Source organism: Segatella copri (genome assembly GCF_009494835.1).
Taxonomy (GTDB): domain Bacteria; phylum Bacteroidota; class Bacteroidia; order Bacteroidales; family Bacteroidaceae; genus Prevotella; species Prevotella copri_F.
Window position 1 is genome coordinate 19,010 of sequence record NZ_VZBE01000057.1, and the last position, 26,289, is coordinate 45,298.

22 protein-coding genes are annotated in these 26,289 nt (G+C 46.1%); 18 read left to right on the forward strand and 4 right to left on the reverse strand.

Translation table 11 applies throughout. From position 1 onward, the window contains the following. Positions 1–49: 49 nt before the first annotated feature. The gene (locus F7D47_RS08715) at positions 50–901 is read left to right on the forward strand and encodes a glycoside hydrolase family 25 protein (RefSeq protein ID WP_153084235.1); all 852 of its coding nucleotides are present in this window, start codon (positions 50–52) and stop codon (positions 899–901) included. Between the two features lie 111 nt (positions 902–1,012). On the opposite strand, the gene prmA is transcribed toward F7D47_RS08715, so the two are convergent. Then, the gene (gene prmA, locus F7D47_RS08720) at positions 1,013–1,885 is read right to left on the reverse strand and encodes a 50S ribosomal protein L11 methyltransferase (protein WP_153085899.1); all 873 of its coding nucleotides are present in this window, start codon (positions 1,883–1,885) and stop codon (positions 1,013–1,015) included. Positions 1,886–1,925: 40 nt separating this feature from the next. On the opposite strand from prmA, the gene F7D47_RS08725 reads away from it, so the two are divergent. The 3 genes from F7D47_RS08725 to F7D47_RS08735 are packed head-to-tail and all read left to right on the forward strand — an operon-like array spanning position 1,926 to position 4,782. Next, positions 1,926–2,144 carry a hypothetical protein gene (locus tag F7D47_RS08725; protein WP_153085900.1) on the forward strand — a complete coding sequence of 73 codons (219 nt, stop codon included), beginning with the start codon at positions 1,926–1,928 and terminating at the stop codon, positions 2,142–2,144. Between the two features lie 11 nt (positions 2,145–2,155). Beyond that, the gene (locus F7D47_RS08730) at positions 2,156–3,142 is read left to right on the forward strand and encodes a hypothetical protein (RefSeq protein WP_153085901.1); all 987 of its coding nucleotides are present in this window, start codon (positions 2,156–2,158) and stop codon (positions 3,140–3,142) included. A 32-nt stretch (positions 3,143–3,174) separates the two neighbouring features. Beyond that, positions 3,175–4,782, forward strand: coding sequence for an OmpP1/FadL family transporter (locus F7D47_RS08735; RefSeq protein ID WP_153085902.1), 1,608 nt, complete (start codon positions 3,175–3,177; stop codon positions 4,780–4,782). A 468-nt stretch (positions 4,783–5,250) separates the two neighbouring features. On the opposite strand, the gene F7D47_RS08740 is transcribed toward F7D47_RS08735, so the two are convergent. Continuing rightward, entirely contained in the window at positions 5,251–7,335 is a 2,085-nt protein-coding gene (locus tag F7D47_RS08740; protein ID WP_153085903.1) for a protein-disulfide reductase DsbD family protein, read from the reverse strand. 195 nt (positions 7,336–7,530) lie between these two features. Between F7D47_RS08740 and F7D47_RS08745 the strand changes: the two genes are divergently transcribed. The 5 genes from F7D47_RS08745 to F7D47_RS08765 all read left to right on the forward strand — a co-directional run bounded on the left by F7D47_RS08745 (position 7,531) and on the right by F7D47_RS08765 (position 15,931). After that, a complete protein-coding gene (locus F7D47_RS08745; protein WP_153085904.1) occupies positions 7,531–7,935 on the forward strand; it encodes a hypothetical protein in 405 nt (134 codons plus the stop codon). Positions 7,936–8,039: 104 nt separating this feature from the next. Further along, positions 8,040–9,260 carry an efflux RND transporter periplasmic adaptor subunit gene (locus F7D47_RS08750; protein ID WP_153085905.1) on the forward strand — a complete coding sequence of 407 codons (1,221 nt, stop codon included), beginning with the start codon at positions 8,040–8,042 and terminating at the stop codon, positions 9,258–9,260. A 50-nt stretch (positions 9,261–9,310) separates the two neighbouring features. Further along, positions 9,311–12,469 (forward strand): efflux RND transporter permease subunit, encoded by a 3,159-nt coding sequence (locus F7D47_RS08755; RefSeq protein WP_153085906.1) that lies wholly within the window; start codon positions 9,311–9,313, stop codon positions 12,467–12,469. A gap of 20 nt (positions 12,470–12,489) precedes the next feature. Further along, complete coding sequence (locus F7D47_RS08760; RefSeq protein WP_194252630.1) at positions 12,490–13,770, forward strand: TolC family protein; 1,281 nt, start codon at positions 12,490–12,492, stop codon at positions 13,768–13,770. Positions 13,771–14,164: 394 nt separating this feature from the next. After that, positions 14,165–15,931, forward strand: coding sequence for an ATP-binding protein (locus F7D47_RS08765; RefSeq protein ID WP_153085908.1), 1,767 nt, complete (start codon positions 14,165–14,167; stop codon positions 15,929–15,931). 99 nt (positions 15,932–16,030) lie between these two features. On the opposite strand, the gene F7D47_RS08770 is transcribed toward F7D47_RS08765, so the two are convergent. Together F7D47_RS08770 and F7D47_RS08775 are read right to left on the reverse strand one after the other, a co-directional pair. Continuing rightward, on the reverse strand, positions 16,031–16,309 hold the full coding sequence (locus F7D47_RS08770) for a hypothetical protein (protein WP_153085909.1): 279 nt from the start codon (positions 16,307–16,309) through the stop codon (positions 16,031–16,033). Next, complete coding sequence (locus F7D47_RS08775) at positions 16,306–16,539, reverse strand: hypothetical protein (protein ID WP_119229135.1); 234 nt, start codon at positions 16,537–16,539, stop codon at positions 16,306–16,308. The genes F7D47_RS08770 and F7D47_RS08775 overlap by 4 nt, the downstream gene beginning before the upstream one ends. 175 nt (positions 16,540–16,714) lie before the next feature. Between F7D47_RS08775 and F7D47_RS08780 the strand changes: the two genes are divergently transcribed. From F7D47_RS08780 to F7D47_RS08820, 9 genes are all read left to right on the forward strand, one after another. Beyond that, a complete protein-coding gene (locus F7D47_RS08780) occupies positions 16,715–17,911 on the forward strand; it encodes an AAA family ATPase (protein WP_153085910.1) in 1,197 nt (398 codons plus the stop codon). 1 nt (position 17,912) lies between these two features. Further along, complete coding sequence (locus tag F7D47_RS08785; RefSeq protein WP_153085911.1) at positions 17,913–19,007, forward strand: 5-methylcytosine restriction system specificity protein McrC; 1,095 nt, start codon at positions 17,913–17,915, stop codon at positions 19,005–19,007. Positions 19,008–19,797: 790 nt separating this feature from the next. Continuing rightward, positions 19,798–20,373 (forward strand): hypothetical protein, encoded by a 576-nt coding sequence (locus F7D47_RS08790; protein ID WP_153085912.1) that lies wholly within the window; start codon positions 19,798–19,800, stop codon positions 20,371–20,373. 315 nt (positions 20,374–20,688) lie between these two features. Continuing rightward, complete coding sequence (locus tag F7D47_RS08795) at positions 20,689–21,681, forward strand: hypothetical protein (RefSeq protein WP_006847187.1); 993 nt, start codon at positions 20,689–20,691, stop codon at positions 21,679–21,681. A gap of 28 nt (positions 21,682–21,709) precedes the next feature. Then, the gene (locus F7D47_RS08800; protein WP_153095751.1) at positions 21,710–22,447 is read left to right on the forward strand and encodes a hypothetical protein; all 738 of its coding nucleotides are present in this window, start codon (positions 21,710–21,712) and stop codon (positions 22,445–22,447) included. Between the two features lie 437 nt (positions 22,448–22,884). Then, complete coding sequence (locus F7D47_RS08805) at positions 22,885–23,280, forward strand: hypothetical protein (RefSeq protein ID WP_228113212.1); 396 nt, start codon at positions 22,885–22,887, stop codon at positions 23,278–23,280. A 279-nt stretch (positions 23,281–23,559) separates the two neighbouring features. Continuing rightward, positions 23,560–24,900 carry a hypothetical protein gene (locus F7D47_RS08810; RefSeq protein ID WP_228113410.1) on the forward strand — a complete coding sequence of 447 codons (1,341 nt, stop codon included), beginning with the start codon at positions 23,560–23,562 and terminating at the stop codon, positions 24,898–24,900. A 26-nt stretch (positions 24,901–24,926) separates the two neighbouring features. Then, positions 24,927–25,970: a CHC2 zinc finger domain-containing protein gene (locus F7D47_RS08815; protein ID WP_153085914.1), complete on the forward strand. Its 1,044-nt coding sequence runs from the start codon at positions 24,927–24,929 to the stop codon at positions 25,968–25,970. A 16-nt stretch (positions 25,971–25,986) separates the two neighbouring features. Beyond that, entirely contained in the window at positions 25,987–26,208 is a 222-nt protein-coding gene (locus F7D47_RS08820) for a DUF4248 domain-containing protein (protein WP_118190624.1), read from the forward strand. Positions 26,209–26,289: the final 81 nt, after the last annotated feature.

Below are 26,289 nucleotides of genomic sequence, written 5' to 3' on the forward strand. Positions count from 1 at the left end.
TTTTTATATGTCAACAAGACGAACGGCTTCTTCACAGAAAAAGAGTGCCATGGCGAGAAAGAAAACTCCTCGGCGTGGCGGCTCCCGTGGTAGAAGGCGTTCGTCTTCTTTTTTGCAACGCTATCCCCGTTGGGCGTGGTGGATAGGCGGAATGGCGGTTATCGTGCTCTATGTCTTTCTGTTCTATCATTTCTTTGTAGGTCCAACTGGTTTCCGATGGCGTGCGCTTTATGGCGATGCAGAATATCCTGAAGGTTACGAGATTCATGGAATCGACATTTCTCATTATCAGGGCAAGATAGACTGGGAACAGCTCAAGAATGCGATGATCAAGGGTTGTCCTGTGCGCTTCGTCATCATCAAGAGTACGGAAGGTTCTTCACGGCTCGATGAGAATTTCCGCGAGAACTTTAATCAGGCTCGCGATTTCGGTTTCATCCGGGGTGTTTATCATTTCTGGAGCAATAAGTCGACAGCCCGAGAACAGGCTTATTATTTCCTAGACCAGGTTCATCTTACGGATGGCGATTTGCCTCCGGTACTGGATATTGAACATAAGCCGGCAGATAAGAGTGTGGAGGATTTCCAGCGTGATGTGCTTACCTGGCTGCATATTGTAGAGGATAAGTATCATGTTAAACCTATCATCTACACCTATTATAAATTCAAGGAGCAATATCTGAGTGCGCCTGTCTTCGAAGATTATCCTTACTGGATAGCCCACTATTATGTTGACAAGGTTCAGTATAAGGGCAAATGGAAGTTCTGGCAGCATACGGATGTGGGCAAGTTGCCGGGCATTAAAGGCTACGTAGATTTCAATATTTACAACGGCAGTTATTATGAGCTCAAGCAGCTCTGCATAGGAAGCAATAATAATGAAAAGAAATTCATGGAATAAAGGTTGGACTTTTGGCAATATGCGAAAATCCAACCTTTATTCGTATGTTTTAATCTGATATTTCTGATTTCAGATTTTTCGTTCTGAATGTTTAGAATCAGAAAAGAATCTTTATGAACCTAAGACAAGGCAGGCCCAATTGTTGTCAATCTGTCTGTTTATTTCATGCATTCCCAGTTCTTCTGCTTTCTCCAGGAGTACAGGAATATCTTCTTCGTAGAAGCCGCTCAGAACCAGGGTTCCGCCGATGTTCATCACGCTTCGGAATGCACGCATGTCGTCGAGCAGAATGTTGCGGTTGATGTTGGCTAGAACCAGGTCGAAAACGCCGCTGATGTGGTTGATTACCTGACTGTTGCCAAAGAGTACTTCCATGTTAGTTACGCCGTTGAGCACGGCATTATGCTTGGCATTTTCCACGCTCCACTCGTCAATATCGTAGCCTACCACGTCTTTCGCTCCGAGTTTTGAGCAGGTGAGGGCAAGGATTCCCGTACCCGTTCCGCAATCCAGGATGCGCTTGGTTCTGATAGGCATATGGAGCAGCTGCGAAATGATCATGCGTGTGGTTTCGTGGTTTCCTGTTCCGAACGCCAGTTTCGCCTCAATACCAATTTCTATCATGTCGGGTCTGTTGCTCGTATCGGGATAGAGTTCGGGATGTTTCGCATCGTAAATCACCACCTGGTTGTCCACATAAATTGGTTCGAATCCCTGTTCTTCCCATTCCTGGTTCCAATCCTTGTCTTCTGCATCTTTCACCTCGTAGGTAATTTTCGCATCCCCGATAGGGAAATCAGCAATATAGGCATCCAGCATCTCCTTGTCGAAGAGTTCTTTCTGCACATACGCTTCCAGTCCGGTTTCTGTTTCTTCAAAAGATTCAAATCCGGCTTCGGCTGCACCATCGGCAAGCAGATCCTGAGTGGCCTGCATCAAGTCGGCAGTCGTTTCAATAGTGAATGTTGCTACTAAATATTTCATATTTAATTTGTATTAATTTCTTGTCTAAAAACGCCTTCGAATGTTCAAAAAAGCTAGATTTGTTTTAAATCTTCTGCAAAATTATAAAAAAATAGGGGAAAACCTACAATTATTTAGGGAAATTCTGTATTTTTGCATAAAGATAAGCAATATTTTTGCATCCAGATTATTATATAATCAGGAAATGGCTCTTTCTGGAGTATTTTTCCTGATGGTTTATGATGGATCTGGAAAGAGAAAAATGGAAAAAAATAAATAGGAGAACAGAATATGAAAAGAAAGTATCTTCTTGCAGTCCTTATCGCAGCTGCGATGCCACTCACTTCGATGGCACAGGACGATGACCTCTACTTCAATCCGAAGAAGGAGGCCAAAGAAAAGGCTGAAAGACGGGCTCTGCTCCAGCGCCAGTATGCTGAGCAGCGGGCACGTAGAGATAGTGTTTATCGGCTGTTTTGGAGCGGAAGCGACCGTTCGGTTGATGAATACAATCGAGGCGGCAGAATCTTCAGCCATTATGAGAATGTAGGGAAAGATTCCCTTGGCAACGACATTATCCAGTTCCATGTGGGCAAGGGTGTGGCGCCAGACAGCATTTATGATGATGCTTACTTCGCCCAGAAGTATGCTGACAGGGATGAGGATTTCGTACGCACACGCGAGATGAGCCGATGGGACGGATTCTATGATCCGTGGTTCTACGATTATTATGGTTACGGTCCTTACTACTGGCGCAGCCGCATGTGGGGCTGGCACAATCCTTGGCGCTACGGCTATTATGCCGGCTGGTATGATCCTTGGTTCGACCCTTGGTATGATCCATGGTATTATGGTTACTGCGGCTGGTATGGTGGCTGGTACGACCCTTGGTATTATGGCTGGGGCGGCTACTACAATCCTTGGTATTGGGGAGGTCCGGTAATCGGGCATGTTAGCTATGGTGGCTTTGCAGGCAACATTCGCTACAACAACCCAGGTCGTATTGATGGTTCTAATCACCAGTATACAGGTGTTGGCGGTAATAATCGTAATACTTATTCACGTCGTAGTGGTTCTAACCGTAGTTTTGGCCAGCGTCAGAATATCGGCAACTTTAATAATAACTCTTCTTGGGGTAGTCGTAGTAATTCTGGCTTTAGTAACAGTAGCGGTAATTTCGGAGGTGGTAGCTTCGGAGGTGGCGGCCGTTCCGGTGGCGGTAGCTTCGGAGGCGGTGGTGGTCGCTCTGGTGGCGGCAGCTTCGGAGGAAAAAGATAAATTGATAACAATAATTAGTATTTGAGAAGATTATGAATAATTTAAAACATATATTCTTTGCCAGTATGCTCATGGCTAGCATGACGGCTGCTGCGCAAGAAACTTATCAGGACGCTAAGTTGGCTGCACCCCAGCTTACTGGTACTGCCCGCTATGTGGGTATGGGTGGTGCTATGGAAGCTTTGGGCGCCGATATTTCCACTATCAGCAGTAACCCTGCTGGTATTGGTCTTTTCCGTAAAAGCCAAATAACTCTTACAGCAGGAGTTATCGCCCAGACAGATGCAGAGAATTATACGGAGTATAATGATGCTCGTATTACTTTTAATGGTAAAAAGAGTCATCCAACCTTCGACCAGGTTGGTATCGTATGGAGTCCGAAAAACAAAGGCACCAATTGGATGAATCTGGCTTTCAATTATCAAAAGAGTGCCGACTTTGGACAGATTCTGAATGCTGCTGGAGCTTTAAAGAATGTTTCTCTTAACAAGATAACTGCAGCTAAGAATTTCAAGGAGTATGCGGGTTGGACCAGCCAGGATGCTAACCTTGGTGGATACAAGGATAATTCCGGAAACTATCAGCCTGGTTTGTTTACTGTTCCTACTGATGGTGGTTTGGCTTATGCTGAGGCTAATAAGTATTTGTTTGGTCAGTATCAGCATGGTTATATTGGCACCTATGATTTCAACATTAGTGGCTCGCTTAATAATCAGGTTTGGCTTGGTTTGACAGTCGGACTTCATGATGTTCATTACAATAGTAATTCTCTTTATTCTGAAGACTTCGTTGATGGCAATATAATGGATTCATTTGAGCAGTTGAAGATTACTGGAACAGGATTTGATGTGAAGGCGGGTGTTATCTTCCGTCCAGTCAAGGATTCTCCTTTCCGTATAGGTGCTTATTTTAATAGTCCTATCTTCTATGATCTCACAGTTAGTGGCGATAATGATATTACTATTTCGGGAAATAATGATCCTGCTACCTATGAGGAAAAAGATGGAAGTCAGCAGCCTTGTTATGTCAAGGGTAGTAAGGGACAGAGTATAGATTATGATTTCCGTCTCAATACACCATGGAAGGTGGGCGCCAGCTTGGGTCATACTATAGGAAATTATCTGGCACTTGGTGCAACTTATGAATATGCCTGGTACGATCATATGGACAACCGTGTGAAGGATGGTGGTTATTATGATTCCTATTGGGGAGACTATTATGAGAGCAGTAGTAGTGATGAGGCTATGAATCACGATACTCAATTGAACCTGCAAGGTGTAAGTACCTTGAAGTTAGGTGCAGAGATTAAGCCTGTTGACATATTGTCAATCCGATTAGGTTATAATTATGTATCGCCAATGTACAAGGATAATGCTTTGCGCGATCAGACATTTGATAGTAATGGCGTTTACATCGCTTCTTCTGCTGATTATACCAACTGGAAGGCAACAAACCGTTTTACTTTAGGTATTGGTTTCAATTACCAGAATTTGGCTATTGATGTGGCTTATCAGTATTCTACCCAGAAGGGAGATTTCTATCCATTCGAAAGTTTTGAGGATATGGGCTGTTCTGTTAATGCAACCAAGGTTGACAACAAGCGCCATCAGTTGCTGATGACAGTTGGCTACAAGTTCTAAAATGTGAAGGTAGGGGAGTTATTGATTAAATAATGTGAAATCCCGATAAAAAAGCCCACTCTTAGAAAAAAAGTTGGGAAAAAGTTTGGCGGTTTCATATAAAAGCCCTATCTTTGCAATCAAGAAATCGGGATGATTTCGTGTCATAGATTAGGTTTTTAGATTAAAGGTGTTATTCACCTTATTTTCTAGGATTAAAAAATATTAGTTTTTTTAGTGGTTAATTTAGTTTTAGTAAGTATGTTTAGGGTCTGTTGTGAAACAGGCCCTATTTTTTTTGTGCCTTTATTTTTTGGTGCCTATACAAAAAAATCCCCCAACAGGAAGGCTTGGAAACCATTACCTGTCGGGGGAAAGTATTAATCCTAAATAAATCTACCTTCAATTAACTAACCTAATGAAATTATCCTTCATAAATCTACTTAAAGAACTAATACCGGCCTTATTTGAACTATTAAATCAAAAACATTATTTGTTTCTGTAATTATCCAGACCCTTATTCAGGAAGTCAAGATAAGCACTAACATCTTCTTTGAAACTGAAGGCTGCTGCAAGAGGATTGCCATCGTTGTCAATAGCCACATAGAATGGCTGGGCATTAGCTCCAAACTTGCTTGTCTGCAGATAACTCCACTTGTCGCCAACGGTTCGCAGGGTGCGCTTCTCGCCATTAAACGTTACCTCCATAGGCTTAGGAAGAGGAGTCTTGTCATCTACATAAAGTGAGATGAGAACATAATCCTTTGTCAGCTTATCGGCAACCGATGGATCTGTCCAGACAGAAGCCTCCATCTTGCGGCAGTTTACACAACCATAACCCGTGAAATCAAGCAATACCGGTTTTCCGGAAGCCTTGGCAGCAGCCATTCCCAACTCATAATCCTTGTAAGCAGGCTCTACGGTCTTGGTGTTGAGGTTGAAGTCCTGTGTATTAATAGGTGGAGCAAATGCGCTCACAGCCTTGCAAGGAGCACCCCAGAGACCTGGAATCATGTAAACCGAGAATGCCAAAGAGCAGAGGCCCAACATGATGCAGGCTACAGGCATAGGCTTGTTGATATCGCCCCCGATTGCATCAACCTGGAACTTCAGCTTGCCGATGAGATAGAGACCCAACAGACCGAAGATGACAATCCAGAGAGAGAGGAATACCTCGCGGTCCATGATGTGCCAGCCGTAAGCCAGATCGGCTACAGAGAGGAACTTCAGAGAGAAGGCAAGCTCGACGAAGCCGAGCACAATCTTGATGGTCTCCATCCACGAACCCGACTTAGGAGCCGACTTCAACCATGATGGGAAGAGGGCGAAGAGGGTGAATGGGAGCGCCAGAGCAAGCGCAAAACCGAACATTCCCACGGTAGGAGCGAGCCAGTCGCCGGATGTTACGGTCTGAACCAGCAGCAAACCGATGATAGGAGCTGTACATGAGAAGCTGACCAATACCAGGGTGAAAGCCATCAGGAAGATAGAAATCATACCCGTGGTGCTGGAAGCCTTGTTGTCTACAGCATTTCCCCAACTGTCAGGCAATTTGATTTCGAACCAACCGAAGAACGAGAAGGCGAAAACGGCAAGCAGGAGGAAGAGGATGATGTTGAAAACGGCACTTGTGCTGAGCGCATTCAGGGTGCTAGGACCTGCGATGGCTGTTACGGCAAGACCCAAAACCAGATAGATGACTACGATGCTCAAACCATAAGTAATCGCATCGCGGATACCTTTCTTCTTATCGTTCTTAGCACGCTTCAGGAAGAAACTTACGGTCATCGGGATGATAGGCCAGATGCAAGGCATGACGAGCGCAAGCAGACCGCCCACAAAACCGATGAAGAAGATATAGAAGAGCGAATGGTTGGCGATATCATTAGCTCCGCCAAATGCCTGAAGTTCTTTAACAACCGGTTTCCATAAGTCCTTGACGTTCAGATTTTCCATAGTTGATGCCAAAGCTGCAGAATCTACGGGCTGAGTAGCGCTGTCGGTCTGAGCCAGGGCTGCAACCTTTGCCAGCGAATCGGCCTTCATCTTGGCAGCAAGAGCAGGATCAATCGCCTTTGCATTCAGAGCATCTTTTGCTCCAGCTGCAGGAGCATCAACGGCTGGCGATTTGCCACTCTTCTTAAAACCAGCCTCGCTTGGTGGCATACAGTTCTGGTCGTTGCAGGCGCCATACTCCAGATAGGCATCAATATGATAATTTGGTTGGGTAAACTTCACCTTCTGTACAAAGGTAACGCTACCTTCAAAATAACGGAGTTTCATCTCGAAGAGAGGGTCGAACTTTGCAATCTCTCTGCCGCGTGGCTGAAGTTTTCCTACGAGCTCAACACCTTCAAGCTTGTTTACGTTGAACGAAGCGGAAATCGGACCATCGCCACCCAAACCGGTAGAGTAGACGTGCCATCCCGGTTGGATTTTTCCGCTAAACACGATTTCGGCCACAGCACTTCCGTCTGTTTTCAGCGAGCTGGTGAACTTCACAGGGTTCATCATCTGCGCCTGAGCCAGCATTACTACAAGGAGTAATTGAAAGATTAAAAATACTTTTTTCATTTCTATTTTTTAATTTTATGTTGCAAAGTTACTAAAAACTAATCATATTACGTATTCAAAGGGCTTTAAGGGTACTCGGTTTTAATTTTTTTAAGAAAAAATGCTAATTTTCTCAGTTTTACTTGGCTATTTCGTACTTTTAATGTATTTTTGCCGACAGAATAAAGCAATCCTAAAATTTGGAAACAGAATAAAATGGCAAAGAAGAAACTATACTTATTCAGCCTCCTGGTGGCCACGATGAGTGTGCTGCTCTCTACGGTGGTGATGCATCATCATCACATGGGGCGTATATGTATGGTTGTAGAACGTTGCCAGCAGGATGGTAAGCTCAACGATGAGCATACTGAGCATCATGAGAATGAAAACGATGGTTGCCGCGTGCATCAGATGCACCATTTTGTAACCAACGGCAAGATTGTGAAGAACATCCAGAAGCAGCTTTTAGATGGTAACCATCTTCTTTCCGTACTTTCTTCTGAGTATTTGTTTATCCCTACCTCGTCGATTATTTGCGTGCGTTGGCAGCAGTTTGCAGCCAGCCTTCCTTGTGTTGATGAAACGGCCATCAGTAGGCGAGGACCTCCTTCTTTTTGTTGATTTTCTGCAGTTAGAGCAACCAGGATGCAGCTTTTGCAACCGGGTTGCAGGGAAAAGTGCGTACTTTTTCACCCGAAATTATTAATCAATAAAAAGAAGAAAAAATGAAAAGAATATTGGTGGTTGCCGTTGCGGCAATCTTAGCCTGGGGTGGTTTCACCTTTTTCTCAAACCACGCCGGAGCAGAGGCTCATGCTGCCGAACACGGACATGAGCATGAACATGAAGAGGTGGATTTTGACAATATTCCGCTCTCTCAGAAACAGGTAGATGCTGTAGATCTGAAGATGGGCGAGGCGGTTGACCGCGTGATGGATGCTACGATTGCAGCCAACGGTCAGCTCGTTTTGCGCGCCCAGAACAAGGGCGATGTGGCTTCGCTCATGGGTGGCGTGGTGAAGGCTATCTACGTGAAGGAAGGACAGAATGTGAAGCGCGGACAGGTGGTGGCGCTGGTCGAAAATACAGATGTGGTCAGTCTGCAACGCGAATATTTTTCTGCCAGCAAGGAGTGCGAACTGGCACTTGCCGACCTGGAGCGACAGAAACTGCTGAACAAGGCCGGAGCTGGCGTCAAGAAGAATGCGCAGCAGGCAGCTAAGGAGTATCATGTGGCCCACGCCAACCTCATCGGCATCGGCAAGCAGCTTGCCCAGATGGGCATTTCTACCGCCGCCGTAGCCAGGGGCAAGTTTACCACAGCCTTCCCTTTGCGTGCTCCGATTGCGGGTACGGTTTCGCAGATTACAGCCAGCTTGGGCAGCTTTGCCGACATGCAGACTCCGCTCATGAAGATTCAGAACAACCAGGCGATAGAGTGCGATTTGAACATTTTTGAGAAAGATTTGCAGAAGGTAAAGCCGGGCAATAAGGTTTATCTCTCGCTTACCAATCAGCCGGGCATCAAGCTCGTCGGCCATATCTATGGTTTAAACCAATACTTTAACGATAATTCGAAATCAGTTGCTGTTCATGTAAAAATAGATGCACAGTCTCTTAAAACCAGCGGCGTTCACGGCTCAGCCCGACTCTTCGACGGAATGTACGTAAGCGGCAAGATAGCTACGGGCAGCCAGTCGTGCATCGCCCTTCCTTCCAAGGCCATCGTCAGTACCGACGGCAAGCAGTTTGTCTTCGCTCTGAACGGCAAGCCAGAGAAGGGCGAGTACAGTTTCTCCCGCCACGAGGTTATTACGGGCGTTTCAGATGGAACTTATACCGAGGTAAAACTCTGCAAACATCTGAAGCAGGAGGGCAAGAAGATTGTGACAGAAAATGCATATTATCTGGCTTCGCTCACGGGCGAACATGCGGATGAGCATTAATATAAGGTGAGCTTTTCATCAATAAAGAGCTTTTTAAAGAAAAACAGATTATGTTTCAGAAACTGATTACTTACTCCATCCGCCACCAGCTGGTGGTGGGAGTTTTCACGATAGCCCTCGTCATCTGGGGCATCGTTTCGCTCATCCATCTTCCTTTCGATTCCACGCCGGATATTACCGACAATCAGGTGCAGGTTATCACCCAGGCGCCTTCGCTCGGAGCGCAGGAGGTGGAGCAATACGTAACTACTCCGGTAGAAATGGCGCTCGCCAACATCCCCGAACTCAAGGAGCGCAGAAGCATCTCGCGAAGCGGACTCTCGGTCATCACCCTCGTTTTTGATGATGATGCAGATATCTACTGGGTACGTTCGCAGGTGAGCCAGATGCTGACCCAGGTGGAGAAAGATTTGCCCAAAAATGTGGAAACCGAGATGGGACCGATTGCTACCGGACTGGGCGAGATTTACCATTATACCGTGCGCGCCGAGAAGGGCTACGAGCACAAATATTCGCTCACCCAGCTGCGAACCATCCAGGACTGGATTGTGAGAAAACAGCTCTCGGGAACCCCGGGCGTAGCGGAAGTGAGCGGCTGGGGAGGCTATGTGAAGCAATATGAGGTGGCCATCAATACGGATAAGCTCAACGCCAGCAATCTGACTGTGAGCGAGGTGTTTGATGCGCTCGAAAAGAATAACGCCAACACGGGCGGAAGTTACATAGAGGAAAATTCCAACCAGTATTTCATCCGCGGCATAGGCGTGGTGAAGAGTCTGGAAGATGTGGCAAATATCGCCGTGAAGACCGTAAACGGCACTCCTATTAAGATAGGTGATGTGGCGAAGGTTCAGCTGGGTCATGCCACCCGTTTCGGAGCCGTTACCCGAAATGGCGAGGGCGAAGTGGTTGCCGGAATAGCCATCATGCTGAAGGGCGAAAACTTTCAGGAGGTTATCAGGAATGTGAAGCTGCGCATAGAGCAGATTCAGAAATCTCTGCCCGAGGGCGTGGTTATCGAGCCGTTTATCGACCGAACCCACCTGGTTGACCGAGTAGAGGGAACCATCGCCCGAAACCTGACTGAAGGCGGACTCATCGTCATCTTCGTGCTGATTATTTTCCTGGGCAACTGGCGTGCCGGACTGGTTGTGGCGAGCGTCATTCCGCTCAGCATGCTCTTTGCTTTCGGCATGATGAAGACCTTCGGAATCGACGGCAATCTGATGTCGCTCGGAGCCATCGATTTCGGTATGATAGTCGATTCTGCCGTCATTATCGTAGAGGCTGTTGTGGCCCATCTGGGCGTGAAGAGTATTGAGCGGAAGGCGAGAAATTCTGCCGATACTCCCATCCGTTTTTCTCAGGCAGAGATGGATGAGGAGGTTCATGATTCCGCTTCGCGCATCCGCAAGAGTGCGGCATTTGGCGAAATCATCATCATGATAGTTTACATTCCGCTGATGACGCTTGTGGGCATCGAGGGCAAGATGTTCCGTCCGATGGCGCTTACCGTTTTCTTCGCCATCCTGGGTGCCTTCATCCTCTCGCTCACCTATGTTCCGATGGCGAGTGCGCTCTTCCTGAGCAAGAAGGGACATGTGCGTAAAACCTTTAGCGACAGAATGATAGAGAAACTTCAGGGCTGGTATCGACCGGTTCTGGAATGGGTCTTGGCGCGATATAAGGATGTGATTACCGGCGCCGTTTCGCTCTTCTGCATGAGCGCAGTAGCCTTCCATTTCCTGGGTGGCGAATTCATTCCGAGTCTGGAAGAGGGCGATTTTGCGGTAGAAATGAGCATGTCGCAGGGCACTTCGCTCTCGCAGATGGTAGAGAGCTGCTCCAAGGCTGAGAAACTTCTGAAGGCTGAATATCCTGAAATCAAGCAGGTGGTGAGCCGCATAGGTAGCGCCGAGATTCCTACCGATCCGATGCCGGTAGAAAGGGCCGACATCATGGTGGCGCTCAAGCCGAAAGCTGAATGGACTTCGGCAGAAACTACCGCCGAACTGATGGAGAAGATGGAAGAAACCCTGAAGACGATTCCGGGCTTGGAAGCTGAGATTTCGCAGCCTATCCAGATGCGTAACAACGAGTTGCTTACGGGCATCAAGCAGGATGTAGCGGTTAAGATTTTTGGCGACAATCTCGATGTGCTTACCCAGCAGGCTGATAAGGTTTCAAGAATGATAAAGAATGTGCCGGGCGTGAGTGGAATCTTCGTGGAAGAGGTTTCCGGATTGCCTCAGATTCAGGTAAAATATAACCATGAACGCATGGCGGCTTATGGGGTAACTGTTGACGAAATCAACCGCATTCTTGAAACCACCTTTGCGGGCGCTACGGCTGGAGCTGTGTACGAAGGCGATAAAAAGTTTGACATCGTTCTGCGTCTTGACCCTAAGGAGCGCAACTTCCAGTCGCTTCAGTCGCTCCGTATTCCGCTGGCTGGTGGCGAGAGTATTCCGCTTTCTCAGTTGGCTGATGTGGTTTACGAACCGGCTCCTGCTCAGGTTTCTCATGAGAATGGTGCCCGCCGCATCTACGTAGGTTTCAACGTGAAGGGTAGGGACGTGCAGAGTACCGTGAAGGATATTCAGTCCATCCTTGATGAGAAGCTGAAGCTGCCTGAGGGCTACTATTATAATTATGGTGGCGAGTTTCAGAATCTTCAGAGTGCCACCCAGCGCCTGATAATCGTGGTTCCGGTAGCGCTCATCATCATTCTGCTGCTGCTCTACGCTACGGTTAAGAATCTGCGCGAATCCCTCTTCGTGTTCTCCGCCATTCCGCTTGCTGCGATAGGTGGCGTCTGGGCGCTCTGGTTGCGCGGAATGCCTTTCAGCATTTCGGCGGGCGTAGGTTTCATCGCCCTCTTTGGCGTGGCGGTTCTCAACGGCATCGTGCTGATAGGTCAGATGAACCAGATACAGAAGCAGGCGGCAGCGGTTCCTGAGGAGAATGACGCAAGTTTGGCGGCTATTATTCAGAACAGAATTATTGACAGTTGTATGATTCGTCTCCGTCCGGTTCTGATGACGGCCCTGGTAGCTTCTATGGGTTTCCTCCCGATGGCATTATCCCATGGCGACGGAGCAGAAGTCCAGCGTCCTTTAGCTACGGTTGTAATAGGCGGTCTCATTACCAGCACGCTCCTTACGCTTCTGGTTCTGCCAGCCATCTATAAGATGTTTACGAAAAAGTAAGATTTCAAGATATGAAAATAATGAACAGAATAAAGATAACAAAGAATAGGGTGGTGGCTTGCTTTGCCGCCATCCTGCTCCTGCTGCCAGCCACAGTCGGAGCCCAGCATTTTGATGCTCATATTGCGGGCAGGAAAGTTACCCTGCAGGAATGTTTCGATTTGGCTGCCAGGCAGAACCTTCAGATGCAGGCAGGAAAGAAGTCGGTAGAGCGTGCGCAGGTGATGCAAGGCACGGCTTGGGAACTGGATAAAACCGGGGTTGCTTTCTCTCAAAACCCTGCTACGGGTGGCGAATCGGACAACGGCTTTACCTTTACCCAGAGCCTCGATTTTCCTACCGTCTACGCCTCACGCCGCAACCAGCTGAAGGCTGAAACCCAGGCAGAAAAGAGTCGCCTGAACGTGGTTAGCCAGCAACTGAAGGCTGAAATCGCCAACACCTATTATCAGATGCTTTATCAGACTCACAGACTCCAGATATTGGAGCGAATCGACTCAGTATTAGAGCGTTACAGCCAGATTGCAGAAATGCGTTACAAGGCAGGAGAGAGCCGCCAGCTGGAATATCTCTCAGCCGACCGCAAATGCAACGAAAACCGTCTGGAAATGGCAGATGTAAAGAGCGAAATCGAGCGCCTGCAAATCGACCTCATGACGCAGCTCAACACGCAGGAGCCCATAAAACCGGCAGAAGAGAATCTCTCGGCCATCGCAGCCCAGAATCTCAATTCCTATAATTATCAGCAGTCTGCCGACGGCATTTACCAGCAGGACAAGCTCATCGCTCTCGATAAGGAAATCAAGGCAGCCAAATCAGGTTTTGCTCCAAGTTTATCCTTATCTTTGCGCACCCAATGTGTCATTTCCAGTTGGAATCCATACAACATAGACCGTTCGAGATTTGCCGAGGGCAATTTCTTCGGTTTCGAGATTGGCGTAGGCATCCCTTTATTTTACGGTTCTACGAAGGCAAAAGTAAAGGCAGCCCAGAAAGACCGCGAATTGGCTGAAATCGAAATGCGCCAGGAGCAGACAGAAAAAGAGCGCGATTTCCGTCTTTGTACGAAGCGTCTCCAGGCAGCATCCAACCGTCTGAAATATTACGAGCAGAACAATCAGGCTCATTCTGCGCAAATTTCGAAGTTGAGTGCGATAGAATATGAAAATGGCGAAATTTCGTATGTAGAATATGTGAATGTCATCGAGGAAACCATCGATGTTCTGATGAAGCATGCCGATGCGATTAATGAATACAATCAGGCAGTCATCGCCATCCAGCGTCTTACGGGCATGATGTAGGATTCTGTTCTGAGATGAACCCCAAGCTTTCATAATATTGAAATCAGGATTCATCTCAGAATAAAAAGAAAAGATCAGAAAGAAATGCTCAGAAAAGAGTTACTCAAAAAAGATATACTCAGAAAGGGGTGAACCGTTTCCATTTTCAGGTTCCGAATTTCACCTCTTTTTCTCATAACGCCTATTTACCATAATACCGGTTAGAATTAAAAAGAGGAAAGTAAAAAAAGGAGGTCAAAACACGTCTGTTACACATGTCATTCAGGTTCCTTCAGTTTTCCTGCGCTAAATAACACATTTTTGATAAACCACCAAGAAAAATGCTCAAAAAACTTTGCTTATTCCAAATAATAATCTTAACTTTGCGGCATAAAACAAAAAGTTGGTTTCGATTATGGCAAAAATAGAAAGACAAAAGCGAATCTATCGCAAGCGCATCCCTTATGGAATGCAGAATTTCGAGGATGTTATCAAGGAAGATTGCTACTTTGTTGACAAGACTCCTTTCATTGAGAATATAGAAGAATCAAACAAATATTTCTTCTTCATACGCCCTCGCCGTTTCGGAAAGAGCCTTACAATCTCCATGCTCGAAAACTATTACGACATCAATAAGAAAGATCAGTTCGAAAGCCTCTTCGGGAAACTTTACATCGGAGAAAATCCTACCCCCGAACGCAACAGTTATCTTATCCTGCATCTGAATTTTGCCATGATTTCAGCAGGATTGGATAATTATAAAAAGGGACTTGATGCCCATTGCAACAACAAGTTCAATTCCTTCTGCAGCAGATACGCCCACCTGTTGCCACCGGGCATAAAGGAAGAGATGAACCAGAAGGAAGATGCCGTTGCCCAATTGGGATTTCTATGCGACAAATGTGCAGAAACAGGCTTGAAGATTTATCTCTTCATCGATGAGTACGATCATTTTACCAATCAGATTCTTGCCCACAAAGAGCATGAAACCCGATACCGCGAGCAGACTCACGGCGAGGGATATTTGCGCCATTTCTTCGACACAATCAAGGGAGCTGCAGGAGATTCGTTGGGTAGAGTCTTCGTTACAGGAGTAAGCCCCGTAACCATGGATGATCTGACCAGCGGTTTCAACATTGGAACCAACTATTCCCTATCTCCTGAGTTCAACGAGATGGTAGGATTTACCGAGGATGAAGTACGTGAAATGCTGGCTTATTACTCTAGCGTGCTGCCATTCCGCCATAGCGTGGATGAGCTTATAGAAGTGATGAAACCATGGTATGATAATTATTGTTTCAGCATCAGAAGATATGGCAAGACAACCATGTACAACTCCGTGATGGTGCTCAATTTTGTGGACAATTACATTCGCAACGATTATGATATTCCTGATAGCATGTTGGAAACCAACATCCGCATCGATTACGACAAGATCCGCATGCTCATCCGCCACGATAAGGAGTTTGCCCACGATGCCTGCATCATACAGGATATTGTAACCAAGGGATTCACCACGGGAACCCTGATGGAGAATTTCCCCGCCGAGCGCATCAACGACCCGGACAATTTTCTGAGTCTGCTCTTCTATTTCGGCATGGTAACGATAGGCGGCACCTACCAGGGCAACACCCGCTTTGTGGTTCCCAACGAGGTGGTACGAGACCAGATGTACACCTATCTGCTGGATACCTATAAGGAGAATGACCTCACATTTGAGCAATACGACAAGACCCAACTGGAGAGCAAGCTTGCCTACGAAGGCGCATTCAAGCCCTACTTCGCCTACATAGCCGATTGCCTGAAGCGCTTCTCTTCCCAGCGCGACAAGCAGAAGGGCGAGGCCTACGTTCATGGTTTCACCCTGGCGATGACGAGCCAATGCAAGTTCTACCGTCCAATCTCGGAACTGGACAACGATGGCGGTTATGCCGACATATTCCTCCTACCCCTCTGCGACATTTATAAGGACATGGAAGATTCCTACATCGTGGAGCTGAAATATTGTAAGCCGGGCACCAGCGATGAGCAGTTGAACCATCTCTTCGAGGAAGCCTCTGCTCAGGTAAGGCGCTACGCCGATAGCGACATCGTGCGCGAATCAGTAAAGAGAACGAAGCTTCATCAGCTCGTTGTTATTTATCGTGGCGCAGAGATGGCGATGTGCGAGGAGGTAGAATAAAGAGAAAGGGCAATGTAAAATCAGGATTTATGGCAGAAAAAACAAATAAGGGGATGAACTTTTTGTTCACCCCCACTCTAATAGAATTCGAGAAGACTATCAGCCTTCCCATGCTGTCCAGAAAATTTCAGACGCATCCAGTTCCTGTTCTGTCATTTTTGCCAGATTATCCAAATCAAGGTCTGGATTATCAGCCAGCAAGCACTTATCCGAACAATAAGGAGAATCTACACACGTCCATCCCTCATTCATCAACTTCCCGCAATGCGTGCAAACCCGAAGATTACCAATGTCATTTGCTAGAATTACGTCTTCCAATAAATCCCGCTTGCGAAGCTCCCCAACAAGAAGCAACGCCATGGTTACGGGATGATTCATTGTTCAATCTTCCATTTGCCTTCCCCGTACCATTTAACCACTTGACTTGCGGTATAAGGCTCAAAATCCCAGTCGCGGGAGTGCATGAACATGTTTGTCTCGGGGTCCCAATACCAATAATGGGTGGAACCTAGACCATAGCCCAAACTGAGTCTGCATTCTTTCTCCTTATTAGGATGTTCCTTCAGATAGTTAAGCAGCTCAATAGTTGAAATCCATTGTTTTTCCATAATTTTCGTTGTTAAATTCTACAATATAATTATCAAACACGTTGCAAAGATAGAAGTTCCTATCGAAATGAACAAATCAATTAGATCTTCTTAGATCGATACCCATGGGATTTAGATCTTCTTAGATCCAACTAAAAATATAATTACAAAACAACTTATAAATAAGACAATAAATATGGCAGACAAGAATATTTTTAAATTAGAAGGGAAAAGCCAGGAACAGGTAAAGGAAGCCTTTCTGGAATTTCTGAAAATAGACAAAACCAAGCCCGGTGGCTATGCCAGCGTAGGCTCAAACAAGGTTATCTGCAAGGTAGCGAAAGAGGCTTGCGGGGTAAACTCGGTATTGGAAATCAAGAAAGCAGAGGATGCCACAGAAGTGAGCAAACTCCTGACAAGCAGAATAGACGAAGAACTGGACTACGGCAAGAGGCACCAAATGACAAGCCTGAGATGCCACGTAAGAAAATACATCGAATTTCTGAACTTCTGCGAAGGTCTGAAAGGCAAACCTGTTTACGAGTTTGATAAAGACCCAGATAAGCCATTCATCGGCGCCAGCCAATTCAAGAAGATTGTTTCCTTGCTGAAGGCAAAGAAGAACATCATCCTAGAGGGAGCACCTGGTGTGGGCAAAACCTTTCTGGCTAGAAAGATAGCCTATCAGCTGATTGGCTTTGTGAAGGATGAGAATATCGAGATGGTGCAGTTTCATCAATCCTACAGCTATGAGGATTTCGTGCAGGGCATCCGTCCTTCTGAGGAGGGCGGCTTTGAACGGAGGAATGGCATTTTCTTTGACTTCTGCAGCAAGGCAAGACGTTCGCCCGACCAGCAGTTTGTCTTCATCATCGACGAGATAAACCGAGGAAACATCAGCAAGATTCTGGGTGAGCTGATGATGCTGATAGAGGCCGACAAACGCAAGAAGCAATACGCCATTAAGCTGACCTACAGCAACGAGGATGATGAGCGTTTCTTTGTACCCGAGAATGTTTATTTGATAGGCTGCATGAACACGGCCGACCGCTCGCTAGCCATCGTAGATTACGCCCTGCGGCGCCGGTTCCGCTTCTGCCCTATCAAGCCGGAATTCAACGAAGCCTTCATCAATTTTTTGGAAGAAAAAGGCATCAGTCAGAAGAATGCGGAGCTGGTAGTGAGCAAGGTAAAATCTGCCAACAAGGTGATTTCTACCATCGACCGAGGGCTGGAAATCGGGCACAGTTATTTCTGTCAGGCAGAGGGTTGTGAAGATTTTTCTGTCTGGTGGAACGATATCTGTGAGTATGAATTGTTTCCGTATCTTCGTGAAATCTGCTTTGATGATGAGGATAAATATGAGTTAATCTGCAACAAACTGAAGTTCTGAAATGCAACAGAAAATTCCAATTGAAAATCTGTATTATCTGCTCTGTTATGCCTGGGGCGTAAGCGACCAGCTTGACAAGGTAAAGGTGGATGGCGAGAAATGCCATTCGCTGGAGAACCTATTGTCAACTGTTTTGCTCAACGCCTGCGATAGGCTTTTGCGCCAAGGACTTTTGAGAGCGTATCGGTTTGAGGAGCAGGAAGTGGAGGGCGTTCGTGGCAAGCTGAATCTTGCTGAGACTTTGAAAAGCGGTAAGCATCTGAACGGCAGAACCATCTGCCAGGTAGATGAGCTTACGCAGGATGTAGTCATCAACCGGGTTATCTTTTCTACCTTGAAAAGACTGATGAGGATAGAGGGAATTGATGAGGATATCAGAGCCAGGTTGCGAAAGACTTTGGCAAAATTTCCTCATATTGAGGAGATTCGGGTTACAGAAGGTTTACTGGGGCGGCTTCTTCAGCATAGGCTTAGCGGGTTTTATAAGCTGGTTCTTAATATCTGCCGGTTGATTTGGGACTCTACCCTTCCCTGCAAGGATAAGGATGGCAGACTGGAGTTTTTGGATTTCACGGAGGATGATTTCCGGATGAACTGCATCTTTGAGCGATTCCTCATGAATTTCTGCAAGCAGAATTGCCGGGATGAGTATCCTGAGGTGCATCGGGAATATATTGATTTCCAGCTTTCACCTTTCGGGATGATGTTTAAGGAGGCTGGCGAGGCTCTACCGATGATGGAAACCGACGTGACGCTTTTTAATCCGAATACGCAGGAGAAGCTTATTCTTGATGCCAAGTTTTACCGCGAGGCGCTGGTTTCGAAGTTTGGCGGCAGGGAGAAGGTTCGCAAGGATCATCTCTCGCAGATTCTTTCTTACGTGATGAACCAGGAAGACCGGAGCAAGCCGCATACTATGAATGCTTGCGGAGCTTTGGTCTACCCTACCGTGGATGAGGATTTCGACTTTTCTTATAGGTATAAGGAGACGGGGCATCGCATCTTTGTGAGGACGGTAAACCTGGGGCAACCTTGGAGGAAAATAGAGGAACGGGTGAAGGAGATAGTGAAGAGAGAAGGCAGGGATGAATGGTGAAGATTGGCGATGAAGGACAAGCGATGAGGGACAAGCGATGGAATCGCTTGGAATGGGGGTGAGAGGGGGACTGCTCCCTTCTTTGCTTCTTTGCTGAAGGGGCGGGCTTGCAGGAGAAACGGGGGGGGGCGGGAGCTTTAATTATTTACTTTTTACTTATTTTATTATGGATAGAGATGAAGCTATAGCTAGAGGATTGAGGGTGCATGAAACCCAGCACTCCATGAAACGCAGAAGCCCATGGCATGATTACCATGGAAGGGGTACTTATATGCTGACGCTTGTGGTGGAGGGACGCATGCCTCTGCTGGGGAAACTGTGGGGACGGGTGGATGCCCGTCCTGGGGATAGTGATGCGCCGAAAGTGATGCTTTCTGAACTGGGGATTGCCATCGCGAAGGAAGAGATTCCGAAGATTCATAAATATTACCCTCAGGTGGAGGTTTGGAGGGTTTGCATCATGCCTGATCATATTCACCTGATTGTGAGGGTGAAGGAGGACTTGAGAGGGGGACAAGCGATGGAATCGCTTGGAACGGAGGCTCGAGGGGGACAGGCTTCGGCTTTGACCAAAGGAGCTAACTTAGCTCAAACTAAAGGGGCTAACCAGGCTCAAACAGAAGGGGCTAACTTGGCTTCGGCTGGAGGGGCTAACCAGGCTCAAATTGGAGAGAATGAGGCGGGCTCGATTGGGATGACGGCGAAAAGAGAGAAAGAGATGGGGTCGCTGGGAATGGTGATAAAGGGGTTTAAGATGGGATGCAACAAGGCTTACTGGAGGATTTATGGGATGAATAGGGCACCAAGGAAGGGGCTCTTTGAATTGGGGTATAATGACAAGGTTCTGCTACATGAGAGACAACTGGAGGGATGGAAGAAATACTTGGATGATAACCCGAGAAGACTGATGGTGAAGAGGATGAACCCGGGGCTTTTTACCGTGATGCAGAATAAAGAGGTGGCGGGTCGCAGATGCCAGATGGTGGGCAACTGTTTCTTGCTCGATATTCCTGATAAGGTGGCGGTCGTTGTACATCGCCGGTATTCTGAGGAGGATTTGAGGCGCTTGCGCGAGGAATGGCTGGCTTGCGGAGAACGTGGTGGCGTGCTGGTGAGTGCTGCTATCTCGACTAAGGAGAAGGAGGTTTTGCGCGAGGCTATGAACCGGGGGTACCGTATTGTACTCTTGAGGGAGAACGGGTTCCCAAGGTTGTATAAGCCTTGCGGGGAGAGTTTTTATGCCTGCTCTGAGGGGCTGCTGCTTCAGATTAGCCCCTGGAATTACCATATGGAGAAGAAGACTATTACCAGGGAACAATGCCTGGAACTGAATGAGATGGCGGAAAGGATTGCGGAATGGAGATAGGGAAAATGGAGGCGCTTGGAGAGGAGGCTGGGTGGAGGGAGAAGGGATAAGGGACAAGCGATGGAATCGCTTGGAACGGGGGCGAGAGGGGGAATCAGGATGCGACTTAGGCTAAACCAGACGTAAAAAATACGAAGAAACTGACAAGAAATAAAATGTTTTTTTTATTTTTCACCAAATAAAAACAAAATCTCTCTCTTTTTTATATCCATTCCTTATTATTTTACAATAATATTTTGTTAATTAAGATGTTTTTATTACTTTTGTATCTGTAAAGCATCGTTTACCCTTGCTAACTATAAAATAATAACAAAAATGAAGCAACAGAAATTTGTTTTTTATAGATATAGCTTCCAGGAAGATCCTGATACTATACCTGAAAAGAGAGTAGCTGAAGAAAAAATCAGCACACATTTTGGTAACCTATTTCATGTCGGAGAGAAGTTAACCATGTATATGAAAAAAGGTAAGGCTGACGTCAGTTTGCGGAATGATACCTTTGCCGTATGCAAAGATATTATCGTGTTTAGACTCAACGATGACAAAGATCTGAAAAGAACCTTGCCTACAGGTACCACAACCAACGCTGTTGATGACTATGCTGAAACTATAGAACAATCATTTCCCCATTGCCTAATCATCTTTATCAATCAGCCAGGATTGCATTATGTAGCCATTGAGAAAAAAGCAGGTGCGTTCTATGGAAAAATAGACAAGATAACCAAGATTTTAAAGCAGAACTTCGATCGTATGATCAAGCATCTTGGCTATATGGTCAACTTTGAAGAAATATATATGCAAGCAAAAGCATGGGATGTTGTAAAAAGAAAATGCAGAGAAAACAACGACTATGTAATCCAGGTTTGCCTGACGGCTAAACGTGATAAAGAAAACACTAATCATTCAGATTATACCCGCAACAGCAATATCAATGGCTTTATAGAAGATGGCATGGAGAATGATGCAAAAGAGGTGTTTGCCGGATACAAATACGATAAAAATGCTAGCGACCAGAGCATAAGAAATACTATAGATAAAGTGTTCTATATCAATCAGTTTATAGAAAACAATGAGTGTGAGATAAAAGTAAAGTTGAGCAAAAGCGGTATCATATGCCTCAACGAAGAAGTAGTGCCTATGTACTTTCTCCCAGAGAGAGCTATAGAGAATTTCCAGATAGGTTCTTCTATAAGTGAAACCGAAGATGTATCCACTCTAGAAGAATGGCTCAAGAATAGTATAAATGACATAAAGAGAACTACAGATGCAACAACGCCTCCTAAAAAACTCTCAAGACCTCGTAAGTAATTCGTTCAGGGATCATATCATCTTAAAAGTGATTGAGAAGAGTTGTAAGCAATATGAGAGCCGCATGAATACCATGCGGTTCTCAACCATCGAATTTTTCGTAGAAGTAGTAAATATGATAGACGATATCAGGGAGCACTCTGTAGATTATGACTTTGAGAATGCTTTCGACAATCTTTTCTGTCGCCTACGTGAATACGACTCTAGCGCAAATAATGCCGATGCAAAAATAGCCACGAGTGTAAGTATAACATGGGTAGCCTATCTGCTTTTCCTATGTTATGACAAAAAAGACGACTACGACCATTGGGCACATCGTCTGACTGGGAATCTTAAATCACATGATATAAATTATCGTCAGATTCTCGAAGATATTAATTCAAAACTTCCAGAACATCAGCACGAAGAAATCAAAATCTACATACTGGGCTATATAGATAACCCCGACAAATGGTTGTCGCAACTGATTGAAGATACCATTAAGTATGAGGGTATGAACAGAAAACTCATCCAAGACTTGAAACCATTTTTCTATACAGGCGAAGACCAACTGGCTCATATCATTGCCTATATAAAAGAGGTAAAAGCCACCAGTTCTGATTCTACAATAGCCAAGATTACAGCAAAATACATTCATGAAAAAAAGATTTCTGACTATGATAAATCTTTCAAAGGTCCTCTGTGGGAGATACTTCACGAACATGAATTGTATAAGACCAAGAAAGACAATTGGAACAAGGCAATAAACAATGCTATGAAACTATAACCTTTCATCTTCCTTGTTGGAGCCGATTATATTCCAAGTATTTCCGCCAAAATCTCCCGATTTTCCGCACAATTTCCCCGTTTTTCCGCTCATTTTCCTCGATAAGATAGAAAATCTGAGCGGAAAAACGATGTTTTCTCCTATAAAAACTGAAAAACACAAATTCATCAGAGTTCATTCCCCTTATTTTCCTTGATTCTTTCCTTTTCCATTCCTTTTCATTCCTTTTCATTCCTCAGCCTGGCGAAAGAAGATTTTTTCGGCCATGAGCATTTCCTTTTTTTCCTATCTTTGCACCCGTCATCTGATAACAAGATGACTACCCATCAGGCGAGTTGCAAATCACAAAATGGGGAATGATGGTACTAGAAAAGATGACTGGGAAACCTCTTCGAACGTCATCGTACCAGAGAGGCTTATTTAATACTCAAGTAAAAATGAATATAGTATTAAATGACAATATGAACGAAAGTTCAGGTAAGGCCGGAAAGGGATTCTACCCAAACACAGAATTGGGTATCGACCTCAAGTTGATGACTAAGGAGCCAGGGCGCATGGCCGTTGGCGAGTATCTGGATGGAGCTATTACGCACGATGGAGAAGACCACTTCACCTTTGTGCAGAATGACCAGGAGAAGAAACTGCAGAAGGTGGTGCAGAGAAATCCGCACGTGTATGAAGGAAAGTACATCAACGTAAACCGGAAGAAAGACGGTACGCTCTACCCTACCTTCAACCGCCCGCAGTTCTCAGAGCGATTCACCTTCCAGGATTTCTGCCAGGGTGCCGCCAACGAGCTGCGTATCATTAGCGGCAAGAGTGATGACAGATAAACGGAGTCGAGGCTTTCTAGAGGAAATGGGGACTTCGGGGGTGCCGGTAACAGGCTCAACTAAAATCTTCCAATATTCCAGTTCTTCCAATATTCCAAAAAGGGTGTTTTAAGACAAATTCCCTTTTTATAAATTCTATAACTACTTAATATATAGATAGTTATATATATAATATAAGGAAATGGAATCCTCGAAAAATTAATTGGAAGAACTGGAATTGGAAGATTCTAGAAGCCCTCATTTTCCCTAAAAGGCTCATTATCAAAACATTAATGAAAAATGAAGAAGACAAATTTAAAGTACGACATTACAAAAAGTACCGCTCCGAAGATGCCAAAGCTGGGAAAAGGAACGGAATGTGTGCAACTTTTGCTCTCTCAGGTATCAAAAGACATGCACGAACCCCTTGTTCCGATGCTCTTTCCTATTCTTGGAGCGCAGGTCAGCGGCACGGAATTTCAGTATCCCGACCTCAGTTGGAAGGAATCATGTGGCATGATGGCCAATCTCGTTGCCGATTCTGGCTGCAATAAAGGACAATTGGGAAACTTAGTGGAAGCCATCTGCCGAAACTTCCGAGAACACGATGAAAAGGAATTGGAGAAACTCGTGGAGTGGCAGAAACAGATAAAATCCAAGTCGGCAAACAAGGAAAAGCCTATAAGACCCGACGTGAGTTTCTGGTTTCCACCTGCTGATGTAACCAATGCGGCCTTTATTCTGAACGCCATGGGATGCGAGAAGTTGGGTAACAGAACACAATACCTCAATCTGCCCGAGGTGGAGATGGCCGACAGGATGTGCGGCGGGCACAAGCAGATTTCGCAGATGCTGCGCAATATCTACGACCGCCAGCGATCGGGAGCATTAAGAGCTACAGCCGATGGCGTGACCGGTAATCCGGTGCTTCGTGCCAACCTCACCATCTCCTCCACTCCGTATGCAACCCGCAAGTTCTATAAGAACGAGCTCTTCAATGGTACATTCGGGCGAATGGTGTTCTCGTATAAGGCGAGAATGGGACGTGACGGCAGAATTCCGAGACAGGGAAAATATGATGAGGCATTCTATAAGAAGCTGGATGAGTATATTGTGAAGCTAAGCATCTGCAAGGGCAGGTTCATCATCAAGCCGCTGAATAAACTTACTGACCAGCTAGCTCAGGATATGGCTACACTTGCCGACCTGACAGACGACGATGTATTTTGGGACATTTCGAAGCGTTCCATCGTATCTGCGTGGAAGGCGGGTTGCCTGCTCTGGGTGCTGAATAACCAGACTTGGACGAAGTCGATGGGCGAGCTGGTGGAGTGGCTGGTGTATCACGATCTTTGGAGCAAGGCGCAGCTTTTCTCAGATTTGCTGAACCAGGATGCTGACTCGGTGAGCGAGGCTCAGAGAAGAGGGCCGAAGAATCTGCTCGATAATCTGCCTAATCCATTTAACGAGGCGCAGCTTGAAGCACTCCGCATTTCGCAAGGAAAGACAAAGGAGGGCACGAAAAACCAACTTTACAAGTGGGTGCATCGCAAGTTCATCACCTATTGCAGCCAGACGGGGCTTTACACGAAGACGCAGGAGTATCTTACGGGCACGCCGGAGGCGAAGGAGAAGAAATAAACATAATTCTATAAAAAGAAAAATGAATGGAGAAATATGAGATACAGAAACTGCGCGAACTTCCGATAGAGAAGGTTGCGAAAGAGATGGGGATGAAGGTAGAGCACCATAAGGCGCTCTGCCCCTTCCATGACGACCACCACGCCAGCCTTACGTTCAGCAAGACCAAGAACAGCTGCAGATGCTATGTCTGCATGAGGAGTTCCATCGGCACCATCGACCTGGTGATGCGATACCTGGGGAAGGATTTCCCGTCGGCTTGCCGATGGCTCGCTGGGGAACATCAGATTCAGCTGGAGGAGGATTCTTCCTCAGGCTCTTCATCCGGTGATTCTTCTTCGGGTGATAATTCGGGGAAATCTTCCTTCGATGCAAGCAGGTATGTTAGGTTCTTCGAACATCCCTGGCTCAACCAGGCAGCTCGGAGATTTCTCTTCGAGGAGAGGAAGATTGACTGGAGAGTGGTGAACTGGTGCCGACTGACTTCATGGACGGATAAGAAGGGCATCAACTGGTTGCAGATTCCTTACTTCGATACCGATGGGCGGCTTATAGGAATCCAGAACAGGAACCTGGATTACACGAAGAAAAAATCTTCATCGGGAGGTGGTTCTTCTGAGGAGAATGTTTCTTCTGAAGAAAAAAGGCCGGGCGAAGAAAAGGAGCAGGATGCTCCCCGCTTCCGGTTCCCTTACGGCGCAAGATGCAGCATCTATAATCTGCCGGTTGTGAAGAGACTGAAACCGGGCGATAGGCTGTTTATTACGGAGGGATGTAGCGATTGCTGGGCGATGCTTTCTGCCGGACATAAGGCGATTGCCATCCCTTCTGCCACGCTTCTCAAACCCGAGGATAAGCAGCTGCTGACGGATATCGGAAGACTGTATCAGGTGGAATTCCACATGTTTCCCGATCAGGATGTGCCGGGCGAAAGCCTCTTCATGCAACTCAGGGAGATGCTCCCCCAGCTGGTTCACCACCAGTTGCCACCGGGCTGCAAGGATTTCAGCGAATACTATCTTTTAGGGGTTGCTGCAACTTCCGGGAGCAAGGAGCCGATAAACAAATGATTAAAAAATTAAGATTATGGAAGATTTTATAAACCGTTCGTATACAAAGAAGGAACTGGGACTGATGTACTTTCCTGAGAGTATGCCACGCACAGCCGTAAATCATCTCATGAGTTGGATTCGCCGTTGCCAACCGCTCTGGGATGAATTGCAGGAGATGGGGTATGAAAAGACTTGCAAGTCGTTCACGCCCAAGCAGGTAAAGGCTATTATCGATAACCTCGGGGAACCGGGATAGTTTTTAATGGTGAGTGGTGACTTGGCGGGTGACGGACCAGCGATAGAATCGCTGGGAACGGAGGCTTTTTTAATGTTGAAT